The 21,649-nt window shown below is 35.5% G+C and carries 22 protein-coding genes; 7 read left to right on the top strand and 15 right to left on the bottom strand.

The window, feature by feature from the left end:
• Positions 1-135: 135 nt before the first annotated feature.
• Positions 136-732: a YdeI/OmpD-associated family protein gene (locus ACFPH8_RS09230; protein ID WP_376860380.1), complete on the top strand. Its 597-nt coding sequence runs from the start codon at positions 136-138 to the stop codon at positions 730-732.
• A 3-nt stretch (positions 733-735) separates the two neighbouring features.
• Here ACFPH8_RS09230 and ACFPH8_RS09225 read toward each other — a convergent pair whose 3' ends face one another.
• The 8 genes from ACFPH8_RS09225 to ACFPH8_RS09190 form a co-directional block, all read right to left on the bottom strand.
• Complete coding sequence (locus ACFPH8_RS09225) at positions 736-1,323, bottom strand: hypothetical protein (protein ID WP_376860378.1); 588 nt, start codon at positions 1,321-1,323, stop codon at positions 736-738.
• A 24-nt stretch (positions 1,324-1,347) separates the two neighbouring features.
• Positions 1,348-1,773 carry a hypothetical protein gene (locus tag ACFPH8_RS09220; RefSeq protein WP_376860376.1) on the bottom strand — a complete coding sequence of 142 codons (426 nt, stop codon included), beginning with the start codon at positions 1,771-1,773 and terminating at the stop codon, positions 1,348-1,350.
• A gap of 2 nt (positions 1,774-1,775) precedes the next feature.
• Positions 1,776-1,982, bottom strand: a complete 207-nt coding sequence (locus ACFPH8_RS09215; RefSeq protein WP_376860374.1) for a hypothetical protein — start codon at positions 1,980-1,982, stop codon at positions 1,776-1,778.
• Between the two features lie 114 nt (positions 1,983-2,096).
• A complete protein-coding gene (locus ACFPH8_RS09210) occupies positions 2,097-2,516 on the bottom strand; it encodes a hypothetical protein (RefSeq protein ID WP_376860372.1) in 420 nt (139 codons plus the stop codon).
• A gap of 97 nt (positions 2,517-2,613) precedes the next feature.
• A complete protein-coding gene (gene yajC / locus ACFPH8_RS09205; RefSeq protein ID WP_248395067.1) occupies positions 2,614-2,907 on the bottom strand; it encodes a preprotein translocase subunit YajC in 294 nt (97 codons plus the stop codon).
• Positions 2,908-2,915: 8 nt separating this feature from the next.
• Entirely contained in the window at positions 2,916-3,497 is a 582-nt protein-coding gene (locus ACFPH8_RS09200) for a DUF1573 domain-containing protein (RefSeq protein ID WP_376860370.1), read from the bottom strand.
• A 49-nt stretch (positions 3,498-3,546) separates the two neighbouring features.
• Positions 3,547-4,491, bottom strand: coding sequence for a transcription antitermination factor NusB (gene nusB / locus ACFPH8_RS09195; RefSeq protein WP_248395069.1), 945 nt, complete (start codon positions 4,489-4,491; stop codon positions 3,547-3,549).
• 76 nt (positions 4,492-4,567) lie between these two features.
• Positions 4,568-5,671, bottom strand: a complete 1,104-nt coding sequence (locus tag ACFPH8_RS09190) for a Glu/Leu/Phe/Val family dehydrogenase (RefSeq protein ID WP_376860368.1) — start codon at positions 5,669-5,671, stop codon at positions 4,568-4,570.
• Positions 5,672-5,814: 143 nt separating this feature from the next.
• Here ACFPH8_RS09190 and ACFPH8_RS09185 point away from each other — a divergent pair, with 143 nt between their 5' ends.
• Together ACFPH8_RS09185 and ACFPH8_RS09180 are read left to right on the top strand one after the other, a co-directional pair.
• Positions 5,815-7,572 (top strand): ABC transporter ATP-binding protein, encoded by a 1,758-nt coding sequence (locus ACFPH8_RS09185; protein ID WP_376860366.1) that lies wholly within the window; start codon positions 5,815-5,817, stop codon positions 7,570-7,572.
• Between the two features lie 162 nt (positions 7,573-7,734).
• The gene (locus tag ACFPH8_RS09180; RefSeq protein ID WP_376860364.1) at positions 7,735-8,121 is read left to right on the top strand and encodes a PUR family DNA/RNA-binding protein; all 387 of its coding nucleotides are present in this window, start codon (positions 7,735-7,737) and stop codon (positions 8,119-8,121) included.
• A gap of 55 nt (positions 8,122-8,176) precedes the next feature.
• On the opposite strand, the gene ACFPH8_RS09175 is transcribed toward ACFPH8_RS09180, so the two are convergent.
• A complete protein-coding gene (locus tag ACFPH8_RS09175; protein WP_376860362.1) occupies positions 8,177-9,208 on the bottom strand; it encodes a lysophospholipid acyltransferase family protein in 1,032 nt (343 codons plus the stop codon).
• Positions 9,205-10,119 (bottom strand): bile acid:sodium symporter family protein, encoded by a 915-nt coding sequence (locus ACFPH8_RS09170; RefSeq protein WP_376860360.1) that lies wholly within the window; start codon positions 10,117-10,119, stop codon positions 9,205-9,207. Before ACFPH8_RS09170 ends, ACFPH8_RS09175 begins: the two co-directional genes overlap by 4 nt.
• A gap of 489 nt (positions 10,120-10,608) precedes the next feature.
• On the opposite strand from ACFPH8_RS09170, the gene ACFPH8_RS09165 reads away from it, so the two are divergent.
• Positions 10,609-11,166: a thioredoxin family protein gene (locus ACFPH8_RS09165; RefSeq protein ID WP_248395075.1), complete on the top strand. Its 558-nt coding sequence runs from the start codon at positions 10,609-10,611 to the stop codon at positions 11,164-11,166.
• A gap of 16 nt (positions 11,167-11,182) precedes the next feature.
• On the opposite strand, the gene ACFPH8_RS09160 is transcribed toward ACFPH8_RS09165, so the two are convergent.
• The 3 genes from ACFPH8_RS09160 to ACFPH8_RS09150 all read right to left on the bottom strand — a co-directional run bounded on the left by ACFPH8_RS09160 (position 11,183) and on the right by ACFPH8_RS09150 (position 15,408).
• The gene (locus ACFPH8_RS09160) at positions 11,183-11,887 is read right to left on the bottom strand and encodes a tetratricopeptide repeat protein (RefSeq protein WP_376860357.1); all 705 of its coding nucleotides are present in this window, start codon (positions 11,885-11,887) and stop codon (positions 11,183-11,185) included.
• A 112-nt stretch (positions 11,888-11,999) separates the two neighbouring features.
• The gene (locus ACFPH8_RS09155) at positions 12,000-12,932 is read right to left on the bottom strand and encodes a peptidylprolyl isomerase (RefSeq protein WP_376860787.1); all 933 of its coding nucleotides are present in this window, start codon (positions 12,930-12,932) and stop codon (positions 12,000-12,002) included.
• A gap of 274 nt (positions 12,933-13,206) precedes the next feature.
• On the bottom strand, positions 13,207-15,408 hold the full coding sequence (locus tag ACFPH8_RS09150) for a RecQ family ATP-dependent DNA helicase (RefSeq protein WP_376860355.1): 2,202 nt from the start codon (positions 15,406-15,408) through the stop codon (positions 13,207-13,209).
• A 256-nt stretch (positions 15,409-15,664) separates the two neighbouring features.
• Here ACFPH8_RS09150 and ACFPH8_RS09145 point away from each other — a divergent pair, with 256 nt between their 5' ends.
• From ACFPH8_RS09145 to lptB, 3 genes are all read left to right on the top strand, one after another.
• A complete protein-coding gene (locus tag ACFPH8_RS09145) occupies positions 15,665-16,582 on the top strand; it encodes a KpsF/GutQ family sugar-phosphate isomerase (protein WP_371922436.1) in 918 nt (305 codons plus the stop codon).
• Positions 16,582-17,415, top strand: a complete 834-nt coding sequence (gene tatC / locus ACFPH8_RS09140) for a twin-arginine translocase subunit TatC (RefSeq protein ID WP_376860353.1) — start codon at positions 16,582-16,584, stop codon at positions 17,413-17,415. Before ACFPH8_RS09145 ends, tatC begins: the two co-directional genes overlap by 1 nt.
• 864 nt (positions 17,416-18,279) lie before the next feature.
• Positions 18,280-19,020, top strand: coding sequence for an LPS export ABC transporter ATP-binding protein (gene lptB, locus ACFPH8_RS09135; RefSeq protein WP_248395079.1), 741 nt, complete (start codon positions 18,280-18,282; stop codon positions 19,018-19,020).
• 227 nt (positions 19,021-19,247) lie between these two features.
• Here the strand turns inward: lptB and ACFPH8_RS09130 are convergent, their stop codons facing one another.
• Together ACFPH8_RS09130 and ACFPH8_RS09125 are read right to left on the bottom strand one after the other, a co-directional pair.
• Positions 19,248-20,126: a DUF808 family protein gene (locus ACFPH8_RS09130; protein ID WP_376860351.1), complete on the bottom strand. Its 879-nt coding sequence runs from the start codon at positions 20,124-20,126 to the stop codon at positions 19,248-19,250.
• A gap of 32 nt (positions 20,127-20,158) precedes the next feature.
• Positions 20,159-20,914: a CDP-alcohol phosphatidyltransferase family protein gene (locus tag ACFPH8_RS09125; protein ID WP_376860785.1), complete on the bottom strand. Its 756-nt coding sequence runs from the start codon at positions 20,912-20,914 to the stop codon at positions 20,159-20,161.
• Positions 20,915-21,649 lie beyond the last annotated feature (735 nt).

The raw sequence follows: 21,649 nt of genomic DNA, 5'->3' as shown, positions 1-21,649 counted from the left end.
TTTAATAAAAACTCAAAGCTTATTTAGACTGAATTAAAATAAAAAATAGTAGTAATCTGACATTCAATGCAATAAAAATTAGGGTAAATAATTGTTAAAAAACACGTATTTTTAAGGCAGTAATTACGTATATCTATGAAAAAAGCCAATTCAGTTGAAGACTATATTGAAAGTCATGAAAAATACAAAGAAGCACTTAATCTTTTAAGAAAAATAATATTAAAAACGGATTTAGAAGAAACCTTAAAATGGCATGCACCAGTCTATACCTGGCAAGGAAAAAATGTTTTAGGATTAGGGACTTTTAAAAACCATTTTGGTATTTGGTTTTTTAATGGTGTATTTTTAAAGGATGAACACCATCTTTTAGAACAGGCCCAAGAAAAAACAAAAGGATTAAGGCAAATGCGCTTTGAATCTGTTCATGACATTAATAAAGATGCTGTTTTGAGCTATGTAAAAGAAGCGATAAAAAACCAAAAAGAAGGAAAAGAAATTACAGCGAGCCGAAAGGGAAAGACTGTTCAGATTCCAAAAGAATTAGAGCAATATTTAAAAGATAACCCGACATTAAAATCCGCTTTTATGGCACTAACGCCAGGCCGCCAACGGGAATATTCCGATTATATTGAATCCGCCAAACGCGATGCCACCAAGCAAACACGTCTAGAAAAGATGAATCCATTAGTTCTTGAAGGTAAAGGCCTTTATGATAAATACAAAGATTGCTAAACCCTACAATAAAAAACGATAATTTAAGGATAATAAAACCGATTTTCTATTACCAAGTACACCTAATTCGGTTCGAAACATCCAGCTTTTATTGGCCTGATATTGGGCTCCAATTATACCATTCCATTTTTGTTGCACCTGTTTATCGAGGCCATATTTAATAACGGCTTCCCCATCTGCATCCGCTAAACGCTCTACTATAGGCGTAAGTATTTGATCGGCAATAACCTTTTGTGGAATACTAGCTTCATTATTATACCACTGATAATAATTATTGACTATTTCATCGCGTTTAACACCATCTGCACTTGGTAAGGCATCTTTTAATTTTAACTGTCCAGACGTATTACTACCTGTTTCCATAAAAAATCCACCAACCCAAATGGCTATATTTCTATCTGGTCTATTTTTAAAAACATGACTATGACCAAACCTAATGCCCGTAACCCGCACAGGTACGGCTTCATCTAAAAGTTCCGGCTTGTTCCAAGTAAAATTAGCATCTACCGAGAAAAAAACAGGGCCAACGGCGCCTGCGAACATAAGGCCTACACCTGCCGTAGTTACATTTTGCTCTACTATAGATTGCAAAGTAATGGGGTACACTAAATTAATTTACGTTCGTGAATGTCCATAGCCAAAAATTCCATAAACATTTAAAAACGGGAATACCCAAACATCGGGTCTTACATTAACAGTGTAACTAGTATTCACATTATTACCAAACTGAATAAAATTAACAGGCGTGAGGCCTATATTAATAAGTCGTGTATCTAAACCAAGCTGTAAATTGTCCACCGTAATGCCTTGTTCCATAAACATGAAATTACCCATAATTCCTACCGGATAAGGAATATCAAAACCTTTATTATAGGCGCCTTGTCCAAAAACAGGAAAGGTATAATTATACGTAACTTGCTTTAAACTATCTCGATATGTTTCAAACTTCTCCCTAACTTTTGTGCTAGGCTGTTGGGCTTGTACAAAATTAAAACAAACAAAAGCAAATAAACTAGAGATTATTAGTGTCTTAAAATTCATAATTAATCTGATAAGGAATCTGTTTCTATTACAGGCGCTTCTTCAATTTTTTTAGCACTTTTTTTAGCACCTATAGGAAGATTCAATTTTAAAAATATAGAATTATTTTTAGTTTTTGAGTTCTCTTTATATACGTTTACCAAGCCTTGAAAATAGCTCAATCCTACGGATAACCCGCCAATTTTTTTAAATCGGTAACCAATGCCCATCCCTGCGCCGGCTTCAATAGGGTTAACAGCATCTTTATTATCTTGACGGATCCGCGTATCTATACCACCGGCTTCATTAACATATTCTACATATGCTTTATAGCGTAAACCAAATTATGGCCCAGCTTCAACATAAATATTGTTATTAAAAACATATTTGGCATAAGCCGGAACAATAAAGTAATTAATTCTTTGGGTGTATGTTCCATCATGGCTTATAAAATTAACGCCAGACGCTTCTAAATCTGCCAAACTTAAATCCGCAGTACCTAAATTAGATTTTACCAATACACCAGTGTAAAGGTAAAGCTGCTCTTGCATTTTAAAATTGAAATAAAATCCCAAATTAAAAGTTCCTAACCGATTGGAACTATCTAAACCCGAAATATCTGAAAAATTATAACCGCCTTCTAAACCAAACTCAATATTAGGTGAGTTTAATTTGTCACCTAGAAGTAAGGTAATAAGAACTTGAGAAGAAACAGCTTGCACTGAAAACAAAAACAAGAGATTAAGTAGCGTTTTTCGTACCATATCAGTTATTTGAACTAATATCGGAATTATAATTTAAAACTAAGGCAAAAAAAAGCCACTCGTTGAGTGGCTTTCTTTTTTTTTAAACTTGTAATATTTATTTCACTTTCTCTGGTTCATTGAGTTTTTTACTCATTTCCATAGAAATTGCCGAGCGATCAAATTTTATTTTACCAGCAAGCGTTTCAATTATACAGCTGGCGTCTTTATCATTAAAGTCAACAACTTTACCATGCATACCGCTTTTGGTAATAACGCGATCACCTTTTTTTAATTCGGCTGCGAATTTTTTTTCTTGTTTTGCACGTTTCATTTGCGGTGCTATCATGAAGAAATACACGACAACAAACATCAAAATAAACGGTAAAAACGTACTTAAACTTTCTCCCATCTGATTAATTAATCGTGGTTATGGCCTTCATGACCTGGTTGTGTACTGTACTTTCTAGGTGCAGCTTGTTGGTTTGGAACAGCTCCTGCTGGCATTTGACCTTGGTTCGTTACCGCTGGTGCCGTTGCTCTAGCAGGTGCATTAGGGTCTGGCTTAACAAATGCCGAAACTTTAACTGTTTCTTTACCCATTTCTGTGTTAGCCGTTATAGTTACCGTTTTAGTAACTTTATTTGCGCCTGTACCATCAAAAATAACGGTAAATTCGCCGCTTTCACCTGGTGCTAATGGCTCTCTACTCCAATCTTTTGGTACTGTACAACCACATGAACTCTTAATATCTGTAATTACTAATGGGGCATTACCAGTATTTTCATATTTGAAAACAGTTTCCACTTTAGATTTTGCTTCAATTTCACCAAAATCATGTTCTGTTTTGTCAAAAGATAAAACCGGGAAATTAGAAGCTTGAGCATCTCTATCAGCTGCTTCGGCTACATTGGTGTCATCAATTTTTTTTGTCGCATCATCCTTACAAGATGTAAACGCGATTAAGCAAAATGCGCTTAATCCTAAAAGTACTTTTGTCATAATAATAATAATTTTTTGTTCGGGCTGTAAATGTAAGAATTATTTCTTACTACATCAACCCACGCCCTATTTTATTTAAGGTATCAGATTCTGCGTATTCTTTTACCAACTTATCTAAGATACCATTAATAAACACACTACTTTTTGGTGTTGAATATTCTTTAGCAATTTCCAAATATTCATTAATGGTTACTTTCACGGGAATTGATGGGAAATTGGTTAACTCACATATTGCCATTTGCAGTAAAACCGTATCTATATTAGCAATACGATCTGCATCCCAATTTTGAGTTTTTTGTGCTATCGTGTCATTTAAACCATTCTGTTTTAAAATGGTTTTCTTAAACAACTCTAAAGCATAGGCTCTATCATCTTCGTCTTTAAACAAGTCTGGTAAAAAGAATGTATCTGGAGAACTTGGTTTTACTTTACGCAATAATTTTAAAAGCGCGGTATTTACAACAGGCAAATCGTCTGTCCATGTTAAACTTTGATCTTCCAAATAATCATAAAGCTTATCATTGGGCGCAATGATTTCTTTAAACAACGCTACAATAAAATTTTTGTCTTCCGCAAAAGAGGAGGTTCGTGTTTGCATGTATTCAGCATACAAATCCGATGCTAGCATGTTTTTAAAAATAACATCTACATACTCGCTATCCAACTCCCAATTGGTAACCTTATGATCTTCAAAAGCATCGGCCAAACGGATATTATTTTTTAAGGCCAATAACAATTCGTTATTACTAAACTTTTTGTTGGGATCTTTATCGGCTGAAGTTGCTAATTGTTTTTGCTGCGTTTTCATCACGTAAGCTTCCGATCGTTCTTGCAACTTTATTAATAAGGATAACTGCAATAAATACAGGTTATACATGTTTTCTATACTGCGTAATAAAAATGTCTGATCGGCTTTAAAATCGCCACCTTCTCCACCTTTATAGGCATAAATGGTTTGCATAACTTTTATACGAATATGTCTTCTGTTTAGCATACTTCCAAAGAACTTTAAATTTAAAGAGGCGAAAGTAGTCCTTTCGCCTCGCAAAAATAATATTTATTTAATCGAATTACTTCGAATTCTCATTTTTTCTTGCATCAATTCTAGCTTGTGCAATATTTAGCGCGGCTGTATTGGTGGTCACCTTATTTTTATCCGCATTGTTTAATATTTCCAATGTTGTATTGTAAATATTTTCAGTTTTACGCATAATTTCTTTACGGTCGTAACCTTCCAATTCTGCATAAACATTAATAATACCGCCCGCATTAATTAAAAAATCTGGAGCCCAAACAATACCACGTTCTTGTAAAATTTTACCGTGTTTCTGCTCCACGGCTAATTGATTATTGGCAGCACCTGCTATAACCTGGGCTTTTATTTTTTGAACCGTATCGTCATTAATAGTTGCTCCTAAGGCACATGGCGCATAAATATCCATAGGTTCTGAATAAATATCCTTACCTCCATAAATGGACACTCCATACTTACTGCGTACTTCTTCCAAGCGTTCTTGACTAATATCAGAAATAGTTACATGGGCACCTTCATCTACTAAATGTTCTACTAATGCTTCCCCCACATTTCCAATGCCTTGAACAAATACCGATTTACCTTCTAAAACATCACTTCCAAATTTGTATTTAGCCGCAGCTTTCATACCCATAAATACGCCATAAGCGGTTATAGGGGAAGGGTTTCCCGCACCTCCAAGAGATTCTGAAATACCAGTAACATAAGGTGTCACTTCGCGAACCGTATCCATGTCTGCTGTAGTCATTCCAACATCTTCTGCTGTAATATAACGTCCACTTAAAGAATGTACAAACTCACCAAATTTACGCATCAATTCTGGCGTTTTTTGGGTTTTGGCATCGCCAATAATAACCGCTTTTCCGCCACCAAGGTTTAAACCGGTTATAGCAGACTTAAAAGTCATACCTCTTGAAAGCCTCAACACATCATTTAAAGCCTCCCATTCATTTTCATAATTCCACATTCTAGTACCACCTAAAGCAGGTCCTAAAACGGTATTATGAATTCCAATTATTGCTTTTAAACCTGTATCTTTGTCGTTGCAAAAAACAACTTGCTCGTGATTATCGAATGAGTGTTGACCAAAAACAGGATCAATCTTATGTAATTCATTCGCATTAACAACGTCTGTTACCATAGTAATTATAGTTTAATGTTATTTGTGTTTTATTATATCTGTAAAAACAACGTGCAAAATTAAGGGAATATTAATGTTTAAACAACATAATTAATAGTAAAATACGAATTTGTTAAAAACTTTATGCAAACGCAAATCAATTAATGAAAGAATTAAAGCATTTAAATAAATACTTCTTAAAATATAAAGGGAAAGTTATTATTGGCATTATTATTACCATAGTATCTAAAATATTTTTACTCTTTACGCCGGAACTAATTGGATCGTCAATTGATGTGGTGGACGACTTTAGAAAAGGCCTAATTACAGATGTGGATATTGTAAAGCAAAAACTCCTTATCAATATTGCTTACATTATTGGTGCTGCCATTATAACCGGTGTATTGACCTTTTTTATGCGCCAGACCATTATTAATGTGTCCCGCTATATTGAATTCGATTTAAAGAATGAAATTTACCAGCAATACCAACGGCTTTCTTTAAATTTTTATAAAAAGAACCGAACGGGCGATTTAATGAACCGCATTAGCGAGGATGTTAACAGTGTTAGAATGTACGCAGGCCCAGCTATTATGTACAGTATTAACACCTTTACGCTTTTTGTTATCGCTATATTTTTCATGTACCGCCAGGCGCCTACCCTAACCTTATACACCATTATTCCGCTGCCTATTTTATCAATTATCATTTATAAATTGAGTAAAAAAATCCATAAACGCAGTACCATTGTACAGCAGTATTTATCTAAATTATCATCCTTTACGCAAGAAACATTTAGCGGAATTGCTATTATAAAATCCTACGGCATGGAGCCACAAGCATCCATGAATTTTGATGAGTTAGCTACCGAAAGTCGCGAGAAACAATTGGATTTAGTGCGAATTAATGCCTTTTTCTTCCCCATGATGATTTTATTAATTGGCTTAAGTAACCTTATCGTTATTTACGTTGGTGGCTTGCAATACATTGCGGGAGAAATTAGCCTTGGTGTTATTACCAAATTCATTATTTATGTCAATATGTTAACATGGCCCGTAGCTACGGTTGGTTGGGTAACATCCATTGTTCAAACGGCTGAAGCATCGCAAAACCGAATTAATGAGTTTTTAAAAATTTCACCTGAAATTCAAAACAAAGCGCTGCAGGCATCAGAAATTAAAGGAGATATCCTATTCAAAAACGTATCCTTCACCTATGATGATACCAATATTCAAGCCTTAAAAGACGTATCGTTTACCTTAAAAGCAGGTGAAACATTAGCTATAATAGGAAAAACAGGCTCTGGAAAATCAACCATATTGGATTTAATTGGGCGCTTATATGATATTAAAAGCGGCGAACTTCTCATTGATGGTGAACCCATAGACCGCGTAAACCTTGATGATCTTCGGGATGCTATTGGCTATGTACCCCAAGATGCGTTTTTGTTTTCAGATACTATTAACAACAATATCAAGTTTGGTAGAGAGGATGCCACGGACGAACAGGTCATTCAAGCAGCTAAATACGCTCAAGTCCATAAAAATATTATCAGTTTTTCTAAAGGGTATGAAACGGTTTTAGGCGAACGCGGTATTACGCTTTCAGGTGGACAAAAACAACGCGTTTCCATTGCAAGAGCTATAATTAAAGACCCACAGATTTTATTGTTTGACGATTGTTTATCTGCGGTTGATACAGAAACAGAAGAGAAAATCCTTAATAATCTAAAGAAACTTACCTCGGGCAAAACAACCATAATAGTTAGCCACCGCATTTCAGCAGCTAAAAATGCGGATAAAATAATTATTTTAGATGCGGGTAAAATCGTTCAAGCCGGCACGCATGAAGCCTTAATAGAAACAGATGGTTACTATAAAAACTTATATGAAAAACAATTAAGTGAGGCTACCAACTCCTAGGCAAAAAACCATAAAACGCGCGTTTTTAACAATGTCATCCTTAATTACTTAAATGCGTTTTAACGAGATACATAAAAGAAAATTCATAATTTGTTGGTTGGTATCTGATTTTTTTAGATTTTTGAAGAACTTATAATTTGTGTTTCTATAATATATATGACTATGGATAATAATGGAATGATGGAGAAAGAAGAGATTTTCTCAAAAGTATTACGAGCTGGAAGACGAACGTATTTTTTTGATGTAAGATCTACAAAAGCAGGCGATTATTACCTTACCATTACCGAGAGCAAAAAATTTACAAACGATGACGGCTCTTACCACTACAAAAAGCATAAAATTTATTTATACAAGGAAGACTTTTCGGAATTTAATACCATTCTAAAAGAAATGACTGATTATATCATCAACGAAAAAGGCGATGAAGTGATTAGTGAGCGTCACCAAAAAGATTTTAAGAAGGAAGAATATACCACTGGAACCGAAACGGCAGATGAAATACCAAAATCTGCAGAAAGGTTTACAGATATAGATTTTGATGATATTTAATTATCAACCATCGCACACATATATAAAAAACCACTTTTTAGTGGTTTTTTTATGTTTACAATTTAACGGCTAAAAGAGATATCAATAAAGATAAGCTTACATAAATCAATGCCACCTGGAAGCCCATACCAACCGCAAGTATAATGGCCACCACAAAAAGCCACAAAGGCACTAAACTGATAGCCAAACCAAACCGAAAGGTGGCTACAAACTCAACGTCTTTAATTTTGGGTTCTGCAAGAAATTTCCAAATAACATAAGGACCAAGCAACAGGACAATCATAAAAAACTTAAAAAATGCCTTTAGGATTTTAGGTTGTTGGGTTCTTTTAAAAGAACATTTCTTAAAATTGGAATTCAAACACCTATTAACGGCTTCGGGGTTTAGAAAGTCGGCGTTAACGGCCTGTAGTCTGCTTAAGGATTCTGTGTACGTATCAGCGGGTATATGTGTTGTTAATTGGGTAATAGCCTGCCAAACATCATGTTTCAATCGCAGTGCTTCCGAAGTCCGTTCTGATTCTAAATAAGCTTTAGCTGAAATTTCGGTACCAAAATAAACCGCTACACTATCGGCAAACGCATCCGCTTGTTCATAATTTAATCCTATGGGAATCAGCTTTAAATCGGTTGATGGAAACCGGGTTAACGTTTCAAAAACAATCCGTGTAAACCCTTTACTTAATGGTCTCACGGTTCGGTTTATATGATGATTCCCTTCTGGAAACAATGCAACCGCTTCGCCTTGAGACAAACACTTGCTGCAATTTGCAAAAACGGCTGTATTATTGGTAACCGTATGCCATCCATCGCGAACGCGATAAACAGGAATCATATTCAAACTCCGTAAAAGTGCATTAATCATCGGTTTTTTAAAAACACTAGCACGTGTTAGAAAATAGGAAAACCTACCAGATTGGGTGGCAATTAACAAGGCATCCATAAGCGCGTTGTTATGATTGGAAACAAATAGAAGGGGTTCCTGTAACGGTACGCGTTCGCGATATTTTACATGAATGCGTCTGTAATAAAAAAACAGCCCAAGGCCAATATAAAAACGAACACTATGTAACCAGATGTTTTTCAAACGGCTTGAGCTTTAGTTACTAATTTAGACGACCAAAAATAGGAGAGTATTAATCCGGAAACAATATGCCAAATCCCCCAAAATGCCGCCATAATAGCCATACCGCCTAGTCCATTAAAAAAGGTAAATATCAGTAATAATCCAATCCCTGAATTTTGAATCCCAGTTTCTATGGTCAATGTTTTCTGATTTTCATAAGAGAGTTTAAAAGCACGTGCTATTAAAAAGCCTAATAAAAAAGCGAGTATATTATGACTGATACCAAGTACTAAAACATGATGTATAAATTCAGAAAAAACATCCAAATTATTCAGGAGCGCAACAACAACGATGCCCACAAATACGATTATGGAAAATGGTTTTAACCAATGTGCCAAACGGACGGCAATTTTGGGGAACTGATACCGAACTAACATGCCACAAATTAGAGGAATCCCTAAAATTAGTAACACAATTTCAACCATATCAAACGGATTTAACGAGACATCCTGCAATAAAGCTGCAGTTGGCTGATATAAATGGCCATATAATTCAAAATTAAAGGGCGTCATAATTATCGCTATAAAAGTGGAAAAAGCGGTCAAACTTACTGAAAGCGCCGTGTTTCCACCCGCCAAATGCGTCATAAAGTTGGATATATTTCCACCAGGACAAGCGGCCACCATCATCATACCCAAGGCTATACTTGGTTGCGGATTCACCACAACTATAAAGGCATAAGTTAACATGGGTAATAAAACAAATTGGGAAAGCAATCCAATTAAAACAACTTTAGGTGCTTTAATCAAGGCTTTAAAATCTGCCATTGAAATTCCTAGTGCCACGCCGAACATGACAACAGCAAGCGCCACGTTTAGAATCCACAAATTATTGGAATCAAAATGAATTTGAACGCGGTCAAGTTCCTGCATGAAAAAAAATGCGTTAGTTAGTAGGCTAATTAGAGTTGTAATATGATAGTAAAATTTTAAAATAGCAAATCAAATTCCAATAAATTGAATAAGCCTTATCCTTGATTGAATTTAGTTTTGACCTAAACATTTTATTTATAACAGTATACCCTCTGTGCTTCTTGACAATTCTAAAACACGTGTGATGATAATTACGTTAAAGACTCCTATTTACGGCCTATCGAAGATTTATCGTAAAATTTGCAATGAAGATGCCTATAAATTTTAGGCTGCCTGCCTACCTGCCGGCAGGCAGTTTTGTTTCTTTTTTAGGCAAAGCAAATCAAAAGTTCATGAACACCTAAATTTAAAATAAACAAGAATGGTAAATAAAAAATTACTTGAGAAGGAATTGATTATAATCATTAGAAGAATAAATTACATGTCAACAAATTGGGCGTAAGTCAAATATTACTTAACTTTATTCCATTAAAAATAAATTAATATTATATGGCGCAAACAGCTTCAAACATGCTTCCTTTAGGTACTAAAGCTAAAAGTTTCAATTTAAAGGACACCGTTTCGAATGAGATGGTAACCCTAGAAAGTGCGAAAGGTGTTCATGGAACGGTAATCATGTTTATTTGCAACCATTGTCCATACGTTACTCATGTGAATGCTGAGCTTGTAAAATTAGCAAAGACATACAAAAGTAAAGGTATCAACTTTATTGCTATTTCTAGTAATGATGTGGAAAACTACCCCCAAGATGCACCAGATAAAATGGCGCAACACGCCATAAATGAAGGGTATATTTTTCCGTATTTATTTGATCAAACACAAGAGGTAGCTAAAGCCTATCAGGCTGCTTGCACACCAGATTTGTTTGTGTTTGATAGAGATTTAGAACTCACCTATCGCGGTCAGTTGGACGATTCCCGTCCGGGAAACAATATACCAGTAACAGGATCAGATTTACGCCATGCTTTGGATTGTATTATTGATAATAAAGAAAATAATAGAATCCAAAAACCGAGTATGGGTTGCAATATTAAATGGAAAAAGTAATTCGTATTTTCAATTCTTAATCCGTCACTTTCAATGCATAAGCCGAAACATATTTCTTGGCGCGTTTGTTACTAGGATTTAATTCAAGTGCTTTTTTATAATGCGTAAATGCTAATAGGCTGTCACCTTGGGTTAAATAGCCATCCGCCAAACTATCATAAGCATTATCACTATCAGGATGCAACGCCGTATTCAGTTTAAAAACAGCAATGGCATCACCATATTTTTTATCCCTCAAAAATTCATAGCCCATACTATTAAAGTCACGCTCGTTTATAAATAACGAAACAGAGTCTTGTTTTCTAATGGCTAGAAAACCTTGAAGTGCGGCTTCATAATTTTTATTTGCTAAATGCATAGACGGCGTATTAAAAGTATCAGGCACTTTTTTATAGACATACCTAATAGAATCACCCTCGTTTTCTGGAATAATAGCCAAATAGGAAGTTTTGGTACTTGGGTGTTTCAAAAATCGCAATTTCTGATACATATCAGGTACAAAAAAAGTGTATTCATCCAGGGCAACCGGTTTAATTTCGGCCCCTCGCCAATTTAAAAACAAATGATCATTTTTATAAAAAACGTCAATAACAGCATCGGGATGGTATAAATACCGACCCGAAGTCTCTGCCTTTATAGCATCTGTATACTGGATACTGTTTGAACAGCTAATAACAAAAACAACAATGAAAACTGATAGATAGGTATATGCTAACTTCATAAAATTATATTTTTTGTGATGATTGCTAAAATTTAAGCAAAAAAAAGTCCCATTAAAAATGAGACGTTTTTTTGACTATTTGTTACAGTGTAAATCTGTTTTCTTCTAAAAATTATTTAACGTTAACCAATTCTACATCAAAAATTAAGGTGGCATCGCCTGGAATAACACCTCCAGCACCACGGGCACCATATCCTAAATGACTTGGAATAACCAATCGAGCCTTATCACCTACTTGCAATAAGCAAATACCTTCATCCCAACCCGCAATAACCTGACCAACACCAACTTGAAATTCTAACGGTTCCTTACGCTTGTATGATGAATCGAAAACCGTTCCATCCGCCAACTGACCTTTATAATGTACCGATACCGTTTGACCTTTTTGTGCTTGTGCACCGCTTCCTTTTTGAAGGATTTGGTAACGCAAACCACTTTCTGTTTTGTCAAAACCAGCGGCTAATGTATCTAATTCTGCTTCACTTGCTGCTTTTTCTTCAGCCAAGCGCTTTTCGCGAGAACCTTCAAACGTTCTAAAAGCTTCAACGGCATTAAATTTTTCAGCATCTTCTCCAATACGTATAATTTCTAATGTATCAAGCGTATCACTTTGCGCAATAGCATCAACCACATCTTGTCCTTCCACTACCTTTCCAAAAACGGTATGATTACCGTCTAACCAAGGTGTCTCAACATGAGTAATAAAAAACTGACTCCCATTTGTTCCAGGACCGGCATTCGCCATCGATAAAATTCCCGGTGCATCATGCTTTAAATCCGGATGAAATTCATCGTCAAATTTATAACCTGGATTTCCTGTTCCGGTTCCTTGTGGACAACCACCTTGAATCATGAAATCTGGAATAACACGGTGAAATTTTAAACCATCATAATAAGGTGTGCCTTGTTTTTTAGCAGAATTCTCTAAATTTCCTTCAGCCAAAGCAACAAAGTTACCCACGGTTCCTGGTGTTTTTTTATATTCTAAAGCTACCAAAATGTCGCCTTTACTCGTGTGAAATTTTGCGTATAATCCGTCTTGCATCATATTGTTTTTTTAATGAGGTGCAAAGATATGAAATTGAACTTAAAGTAAAATTGAAATCCAAGTGGAACTTGAAGCTAAAAGCAAAATAAGAACCTAGCAATGAAGAGCCTTTTGAAATATAATCCTTAAACCATCCCCGACTGCCAACACAGAAACCCTTGCCTGCCTGCCGAAGGAAGAAACTTGGAACTTTAAACCTGTCTATGTCCAAAACGCTGCTGCGCTTCCAAACTAAAAGTCTCAAAATCTAAAAGTCTAACAATCAAAAAATCTAATTCGCTACCTCACTAATAAACTTAATACGGTATAAACGCAATTCTTCATCGTCATAATCCCCATCAAATTCATCTATAGCAACATCTATTTTATCCGTGTCGGCTTCCATGAAATAATCATGAATTTCTTCTTGTTGATCTTCATCCAAAATATCCTGAATCCAATAATTAATATTCAATTTAGTTCCAGAGAAAACTATAGCCTCCATTTCCTTGATAAATTCGCTCATAGACATCCCTTTTGCCAAAGCAATATCGTCTAGCGGTAGCTTTCTGTCTATATTTTGAATAATGTATAACTTGAGTGCCGAATTCATGCCTGTCGATTTCACAATCATATCATCCGGTCGCACAATATCATGCTCGTCCACATAGCGTGTTATTAAATCCACAAAGTCTTTACCATACTTTTTAGCTTTCCCGTCTCCTACACCATGTACATGGCTCATTTCTTCAATAGAAATTGGATATTTTAAAGCCATATCTTCTAATGATGGGTCTTGGAAAATAACAAATGGCGGCACCCCTAAACGTTTGGCATTGCGTTTTCTTAAATCTTTAAGCATGTTCATCAATGTCACATCGGCAACGGCTCCACCACCTTTAGAGGCGGTAATAATGGCGTCATCTACTTCGGCATTAAATAAGTGATCTTCCGTCATCATAAACGACTTCGGATTTTCCAGATACGCCAAACCTGCTGGCGTTAATTTTATAACACCATAGGTTTCAATATCTTTTTTAAGCAAACCAGCAACTAATACTTGGCGTATTAAAGCCATCCAATATTTATCACTTTCCGAACTACCCAGCCCAAAAAATGGCTGTTCGTTGGTTTTATGAGAAATAATTAAGGCATTTTCTTTACCTATTATAACTTGTACTAAATCTTTAGATTTATATTTTTCATTCGTTTTGGAAACGGTTTCTAGCAGCAAAACAACATTCTTCTTGGCTTCATGCTGCTTTTTAGGATGACGCATATTATCATCCATATCAGCACCGTCGCCAGTTTCTGAATCAAATGCTTCACCAAAATAATGAAGAATGAATTTTCGTCTGGATATAGATGTTTCGGCATATGCCACCACTTCCTGAAGCAAGGCATGACCTATTTCCTGCTCAGCAACAGGCTTGCCTGACATAAATTTCTCTAACTTTTCAATATCTTTATAGGCGTAGAATGCTAAACAATAGCCTTCGCCGCCATCACGACCAGCACGACCCGTTTCTTGGTAATAACTTTCTATACTCTTCGGTATATCATGGTGTATTACAAAACGGACATCCGGCTTGTCAATGCCCATGCCGAAAGCAATAGTTGCAACCACAACATCCGCATCTTCCATGAGAAACATATCTTGATGGCTAGCCCGCGTTTTGGCATCCAATCCCGCGTGATACGGCACAGCTTTAATACCATTTACTTGCAGGGTCTGGGCTAGTTCTTCAACACGCTTGCGACTTAAGCAATATACAATTCCCGACTTTCCTTCGTATTTCTTGACAAAGCGAATAATATCCGCATCCACATTTTTGGTTTTTGGGCGGACTTCGTAATACAAATTAGGTCTATTAAAGGATGCTTGAAAGGTCATAGCATCATGAATTCCCAAATTTTTAAGAATATCTTCTTGAACCTTTGGTGTGGCCGTAGCCGTTAAGCCAATAATTGGAATGTTATCGCCTATACGTTCAATAATACTTTTTAAATTTCGGTATTCCGGTCGGAAATCATGACCCCATTCACTAATACAATGGGCTTCATCAACGGCCATAAACGAGATTTTTACAGATCGTAAAAACTCAACATTTTCCTCTTTAGTAAGCGATTCAGGTGCTACATATAGCAACTTGGTAATGCCGGCTGTTATATCGTGTTTAACTTGTTTTATTTCGGTTTTATTCAAAGACGAATTTAAAACGTGGGCAACACCATGGTGATCAGAAACACCACGAATAGCATCTACTTGATTTTTCATTAAAGCAATTAAAGGAGACACGACTATGGCGGTACCCTCTTGCATCAACGCTGGTAACTGGTAACATAATGATTTTCCGCCACCCGTTGGCATGATTACAAATGTATCTTTTCCCGATAAAAGACTTTTTATTACTGGTTCTTGCAAGCCTTTAAATGCACTAAATCCAAAATAGGTTTTTAATGCGCTGTGCAAGTCATTTTCATTTACAGACATGTATCGTTTTTAAAATTTTATTTTCCCTCATTTAAAACGCACTGTATTGAATTTTGCTATTAATTAATTACGAGTGCATTTACAGAACTCTCATAATTATTTTTGTTAGCTTTGCAACATTCAAAAACCAACAAATTAATTATTTAGTTTGAATAACTTTAAAGATAATAAAATCTTTATAAGCATCAACCCAAAAAAATAATAAATTTTGAAAACTCAAAATACCATCTTAGACACTGCCAAACAGACTATTAACATGGAAAGTCAGGCCATTGCTAACCTGTCTTCCTTAATAGATACCGATTTTTCGGATGCTGTTACCTGTATATTTAATTCTAAAGGCCGTGTTATTATTACCGGTATTGGTAAAAGTGCTATAATTGCGACTAAAATTGTAGCCACGTTAAACTCAACTGGAACACCTGCCGTTTTTATGCATGCAGCCGATGCCATTCATGGCGATTTAGGTTTAATTCTTGAAGACGATGTGGTTATTTGTATTTCAAAAAGCGGAAATACACCAGAAATTAAGGTGCTGGTACCATTTATTAGACGTGCAAAAAATAAAATGATTGCCATTACAGGTAATCGCGATTCGTTCCTAGCAAAAAACTCGGACTTCCTACTCAATACCTTTGTAGAAAAAGAAGCTTGCCCTAATAATTTAGCACCAACAACAAGTACCACGGCACAATTGGTTATGGGTGATGCTTTGGCGGTTTGCTTATTAGAACTTCGCGGATTTACCAGCAACGATTTTGCCAAATACCATCCCGGTGGTGCATTGGGTAAAAAATTGTATTTACGGGTAAGCGATATGAGCGACGTAAATGAAAAACCACAAGTAAACCCAAACACCAATATTAAGGAGGTTATTATTGAAATTTCTGAAAAAATGTTAGGTGTTACAGCCGTTGTAGACAACCATAAAGTTGTGGGTATTATTACCGATGGCGATTTAAGGCGCATGCTGACAAAATCCAACGACTTTAGCAATTTAACCGCTAAAGATATTATGGGTCCAAACCCAAAAAGTATTGATGCAAATGCCATGGCTGTGGATGCCAAAGAATTGATGGAATCCTATGGTATTACCCAATTATTAGTTGAAAAAAATGGCCAATATGCGGGCATCGTTCATATTCATGACTTAATAAAAGAAGGCATTATATAATGGCAAAAAAGAGTATCAATGAGATGTCCTTTTTGGACCATCTGGAAGATTTAAGATGGCATTTAATTCGTGCAACATTTGCTATTTTAATAGCAGGATCTTTCGCTTTTTTATTATCCGACTTCATTTTTGAAACCATTATTTTCGGCCCAAAAAGAATGAGCTTCCCCACCTATCAGTGGCTGTGTAAAGCATCTCAATTTATAGGCATTGAAACCACCTTTTGCCTTGAAGAGTTTCCATTCCGTATTCAAAACAGAACCATGGCAGGCCAATTTTCTGCACACATCTGGACCTCTATTTATGCCGGATTAATTATAGCATTTCCCTATGTGGTATACCAATTCTGGAAATTTATTAGCCCAGGGCTAAACCCAAATGAACGTAAACATTCACGCGGTTTTATTATCGTTACCTCAATCCTGTTTTTTATTGGCGTCCTATTTGGTTACTATATTGTTACACCCTTATCTATTAATTTTTTAGGAACCTATACGGTGAGTAGTGAAATTTCAAATGAAATAGATTTGAGCTCATATATTGCTTTAGTACGATCGTCATCCCTAGCCTCCGGACTCGTGTTTGAACTCCCTATTGTGATTTATTTTTTAACTAAAATTGGACTTGTAACGCCGCAAATTCTAAAAAAATACCGCAAGTTTGCCTTGGTAATTGTCTTAATTATTTCGGCCATTATTACCCCTCCGGATATTGCGAGTCAAGTTATTGTGGCTATTCCTATTTTGCTATTATACCAAATTAGTATTTATATTTCCAAAATAGTGGTTAGAAATCAAGCCAGACAAGCTAAAAAAGATTTAAAGAAGAAATAAATTGTAAACCGAAAAGGCGTTAAACTTTCTTTAAATGGATTGCATTCGTTTTATTAAAGTCATAATAGTTAAACATGATATTATCTTTCTTTAAACTCTAAATCGGCCTATCGAAAATTTATCGTGAAATTTGACATAATAACAACGTGAAATTTTAGGCTGTTTGAGCAATCAATTTTTTAAAATCGAGCAAAATTTTGTTAGCGAGTTCCTAAAATTTAGTTGTTGAATGAAAAATTTAGATAAAGATTCGTAAGCCTAGACTTTTTTGTTTCTTTTTTGGGCAATGCAAAAAAGAAAATTTAAATTCGAAGTCGATATATGTGTTTGTGGCAATTGAAACTAAATCAAAACGTCCTGTTACTTTTAACAAGCAACAGGAAAATTTTAAACCGAAAAGGCGTTAAACTTTCTTTAAATGGATTGCATTCGTTTTATTAAAGTCACAATAGTTAAACATGATATTATCTTTCTTTAAACTCTAAATCGGCCTATCGAAAATTTATCGTGAAATTTGACATAATAACAACGTGAAATTTTAGGCTGTTTGAGCAATCAATTTTTTAAAATCGAGAAAAATTTTGTTAGCGAGTTCCTAAAATTTAGTTGTTGAATGAAAAATTTAGATAAAGATTCGTAAGCCTAGACTTTTTTGTTTCTTTTTTGGGCAATGCAAAAAAGAAAATTTAAATTCGAAGTCGATATATATGTTTGTGGCAATTGAAACTAAATCAAAACGTCATGTTACTTTTAACAAGAAACAGGAAAATTTTAAACCGAAAAGGCGTTAAACTTTATTTAAATTCAATTAGAAACATAAAATTGTCGCCATGATTTTACTATTTTAGCCCAGAGTATAAGCCTATGAAACTAAGAGCAGAACATTTAATGAAATCCTACAGCGGCCGGAAAGTCGTTAAAGATGTATCTTTAGAAGTTAACCAAGGAGAAATTGTTGGTCTTTTAGGACCTAATGGTGCTGGTAAAACGACCTCGTTTTATATGATTGTAGGTCTTATTAAACCTAATGGCGGCAACATTTTTTTAGAAAACACCAATATTACCAAATTCCCTATGTATAAAAGGGCGCAAAATGGTATTGGTTATTTGGCGCAAGAAGCCTCCGTTTTCAGAAAATTAAGTATTGAAGATAATATTTTAAGCGTTTTACAACTCACCAAATTAAGCAAGAAAGAACAAGTACATAAAATGGAATCGCTTATTGATGAATTTAGCTTGGGACATATTCGAAAAAGTCGAGGCGATTTATTATCAGGTGGTGAGCGTCGTCGTACAGAAATTGCACGTGCCCTAGCAACCGATCCTAATTTTATTCTTCTAGATGAGCCCTTTGCAGGAGTAGATCCCGTAGCCGTTGAAGATATTCAGCGTATTGTGGCACAATTAACTAAAAAGAATATTGGTATCTTAATTACCGATCACAACGTACAGGAAACATTAGCCATTACAGATAGAACCTATCTCATGTTTGAAGGTAGTATTCTAAAAGCAGGCGAACCTGAAGAATTGGCTAGTGATGAAATGGTACGTAAAGTGTATTTAGGACAGAATTTCGAACTCCGTAAAAAGAAAATTAGAGAGTAGATGTTGGTTTTTAAAACAAAATGACCACTGTCATTCAGAGGAAGGTACGACCGAAGAATCTCATTTTCACATAAGTAGTTTAAATTTATATCATACACCTATTCCAAAATCATAGCACCTCTGCCACTTGTCACCTTGGCACCTCTGCCTATTTGAGATCCTGCAAGAAAACTATTCAACGCCACAACCCTGTCTGCCGTTAAGCAGAAAACAACGCCACATCCTGTCTATCCTCTCACCATCCCAATAACCCAAAGCACCACTTTAAAAACAACAACGGCCAAAAGCCCAATAACCAAACCAATTAGAAACTCTCTAATAAGCCCGGGCCAAGATGCTAATACGTGATGAAAGAAATCTAAATTATGGGCGAAAATACCGCCCGAAACAAGTAGCAAAGCAATAGTTCCAATGACTGATAAACTTTTAATAACATAAGGCAAAGCACCAACCAACAGCGTTCCAAATCGGTACCCAAACCCCGTTCCATCACTATTTTCTATAAGTTTTAAACCAAAATCGTCCATTCTAACAATTAAAGCTACAATACCATAAACACCAACTGTAGCAATAATAGCGACTATAGTCACAACAATAATTTGAAGTAATAACGTCTGTCCCATCACGGCACCCAAAGCAATAATCACAATTTCAACCGATAGAATAAAATCCGTTATAATAGCAGATTTCACCTTTGTTTTCTCTAATTCAAGAACCTCTTCTTCGGTTAGTACTACGGCAACATCAGGCGTAGAACCTTCAGCATGTTTATGAGGTACTACATATTCATAAATTTTTTCGGCACCTTCAAAAGCCAAATAAACCCCTCCTAAAACTAAAATAACCGTTACAGCGGCTGGAAAAAAAGCGCTCAATAAAAAGGCTATCGGTAGAATAATCAATTTATTAATAAAGGAACCTTTGGTAATGGCCCATAAAACGGGGATTTCTCTTGAGGATACAAACCCAGACGCTTTTTCGGCATTTACAGCCAAATCATCACCTAAAATTCCGGCTGTTTTCTTGGTGGTTACTTTGCTTAAAACCGCCACATCATCCATGAGTGCACCAATATCATCAAGTAAGGCAAAAAATCCTGAAGCCATAAAAAGTTAAGTATTAATTAAGTTAAACCGCATTACGCTTGAATGCTCTTAGCGGTTAGTAAAGACAATAACACATATAGTAAAATCACCAAAGGTATTGCCGCAAATTGTAAGACTATTAACATGACAATGGTTGCTATTAAAAACAAATAGCGGGTCATGTTGGATTTAAAATCGTAAGTTTTAAATTTTAATGCAAATAATTTCACCGGCGCATTCAACATATAGGTACTAATAAGCGTTATGATAATTAAAAACCACGGGGATAATATCAAAGCATTCATCCCGTCATGATTTTGGAACTCAATAATGAGCGGTAAGGATAAAATTAAAAGAGCATTGGCAGGCGTTGGTAAACCTTTAAAATAACTTTGCTGATCTTCATCTATATTAAATTTTGCCAAGCGGTAAGCCGATCCTAGCGTTATAAAAAAACCAATATAGGCTAACGGTGCATAATGCAAGCCATCAAAAAAGGAGGACTGACGCCATAAGGATTCTGAATCTACTAAAGCGGGATTCCCCAAGGACATATGCAAGAGCTTAAACATTACCACACCCGGCACCAAGCCGCTTGTAACCATATCCGCAAGCGAGTCCAATTGAACACCCAAAGGACCTTGAACATGAAATTTACGCGCGAAAAAACCATCGAAAAAATCAAAGAATATCCCTAAAAAAACAAAAATGGCAGCAGTTACAAACTGATTATTTACAGCTAAAATAACAGCTATACAACCACTCAACAAATTTAATAGCGTAATAAAATTAGGAATGTGTTTTTTCATCATTATCGGTATAATCCTGTAAAAATAGTAAACTATTGCCGGCAAACAATACCGTTGGAAACGTTTTTATAGGCAAAATACAATTCAACAACTTGTCAAGCTTGATAAAGGTTGTAGTAAAAAATAGCAGCATGTTCCTACATATCAATTGAAACTTCTAACTTCAAAACCCTAACCTTGGAACCTGGCCTGCCTGCTGAAGGAAGGAACCCCAAACCTCAAACCCACTACAATTAACCACAACAATAAGTCCTCAAATTAAAATAGCCGCAATGAACTTGAAGCCATTCCCGAACCATTTTCAGAAATAGAGAGCTACCAACTTATAGTTAACCATACTAATCAAGGGAGTTATGAATCAAAGTAATTTAACAATCCATTTTTATATAAAGAAAAAAGCAAACGTCACACAGTGAACTGCAAAACACATCATCAAAACCTAAAGCTAGTCATAATAATAAAATTGAAAAAAATATAATAAAGCTGACAATCGGCCTACGTTTCGTTTCCGTAGTAAAACAAATAAAAGCCGCATAAAGGACAGCGGAGGATGGCCTAGCGCAGCGGTTGCCATCCGCAGGCAAAGACTTTTATCCAGTTTTCAAGAAAACGAAAATCAGCCTAGATTTTTTTGGTTCGTTTTTTTATCAATGAAAAAAATGAACAAAACATTATAAATAATGCAACTCTAAAAAGTTATAAATCAAAGTAATTTTACAATCCAAGTTAACTTAA

The sequence above is a fragment of the Bizionia hallyeonensis genome, from assembly GCF_042657385.1.
GTDB lineage: Bacteria > Bacteroidota > Bacteroidia > Flavobacteriales > Flavobacteriaceae > Algorimicrobium > Algorimicrobium hallyeonense.
This window is presented reverse-complemented; position numbering and strand designations above follow the sequence as displayed.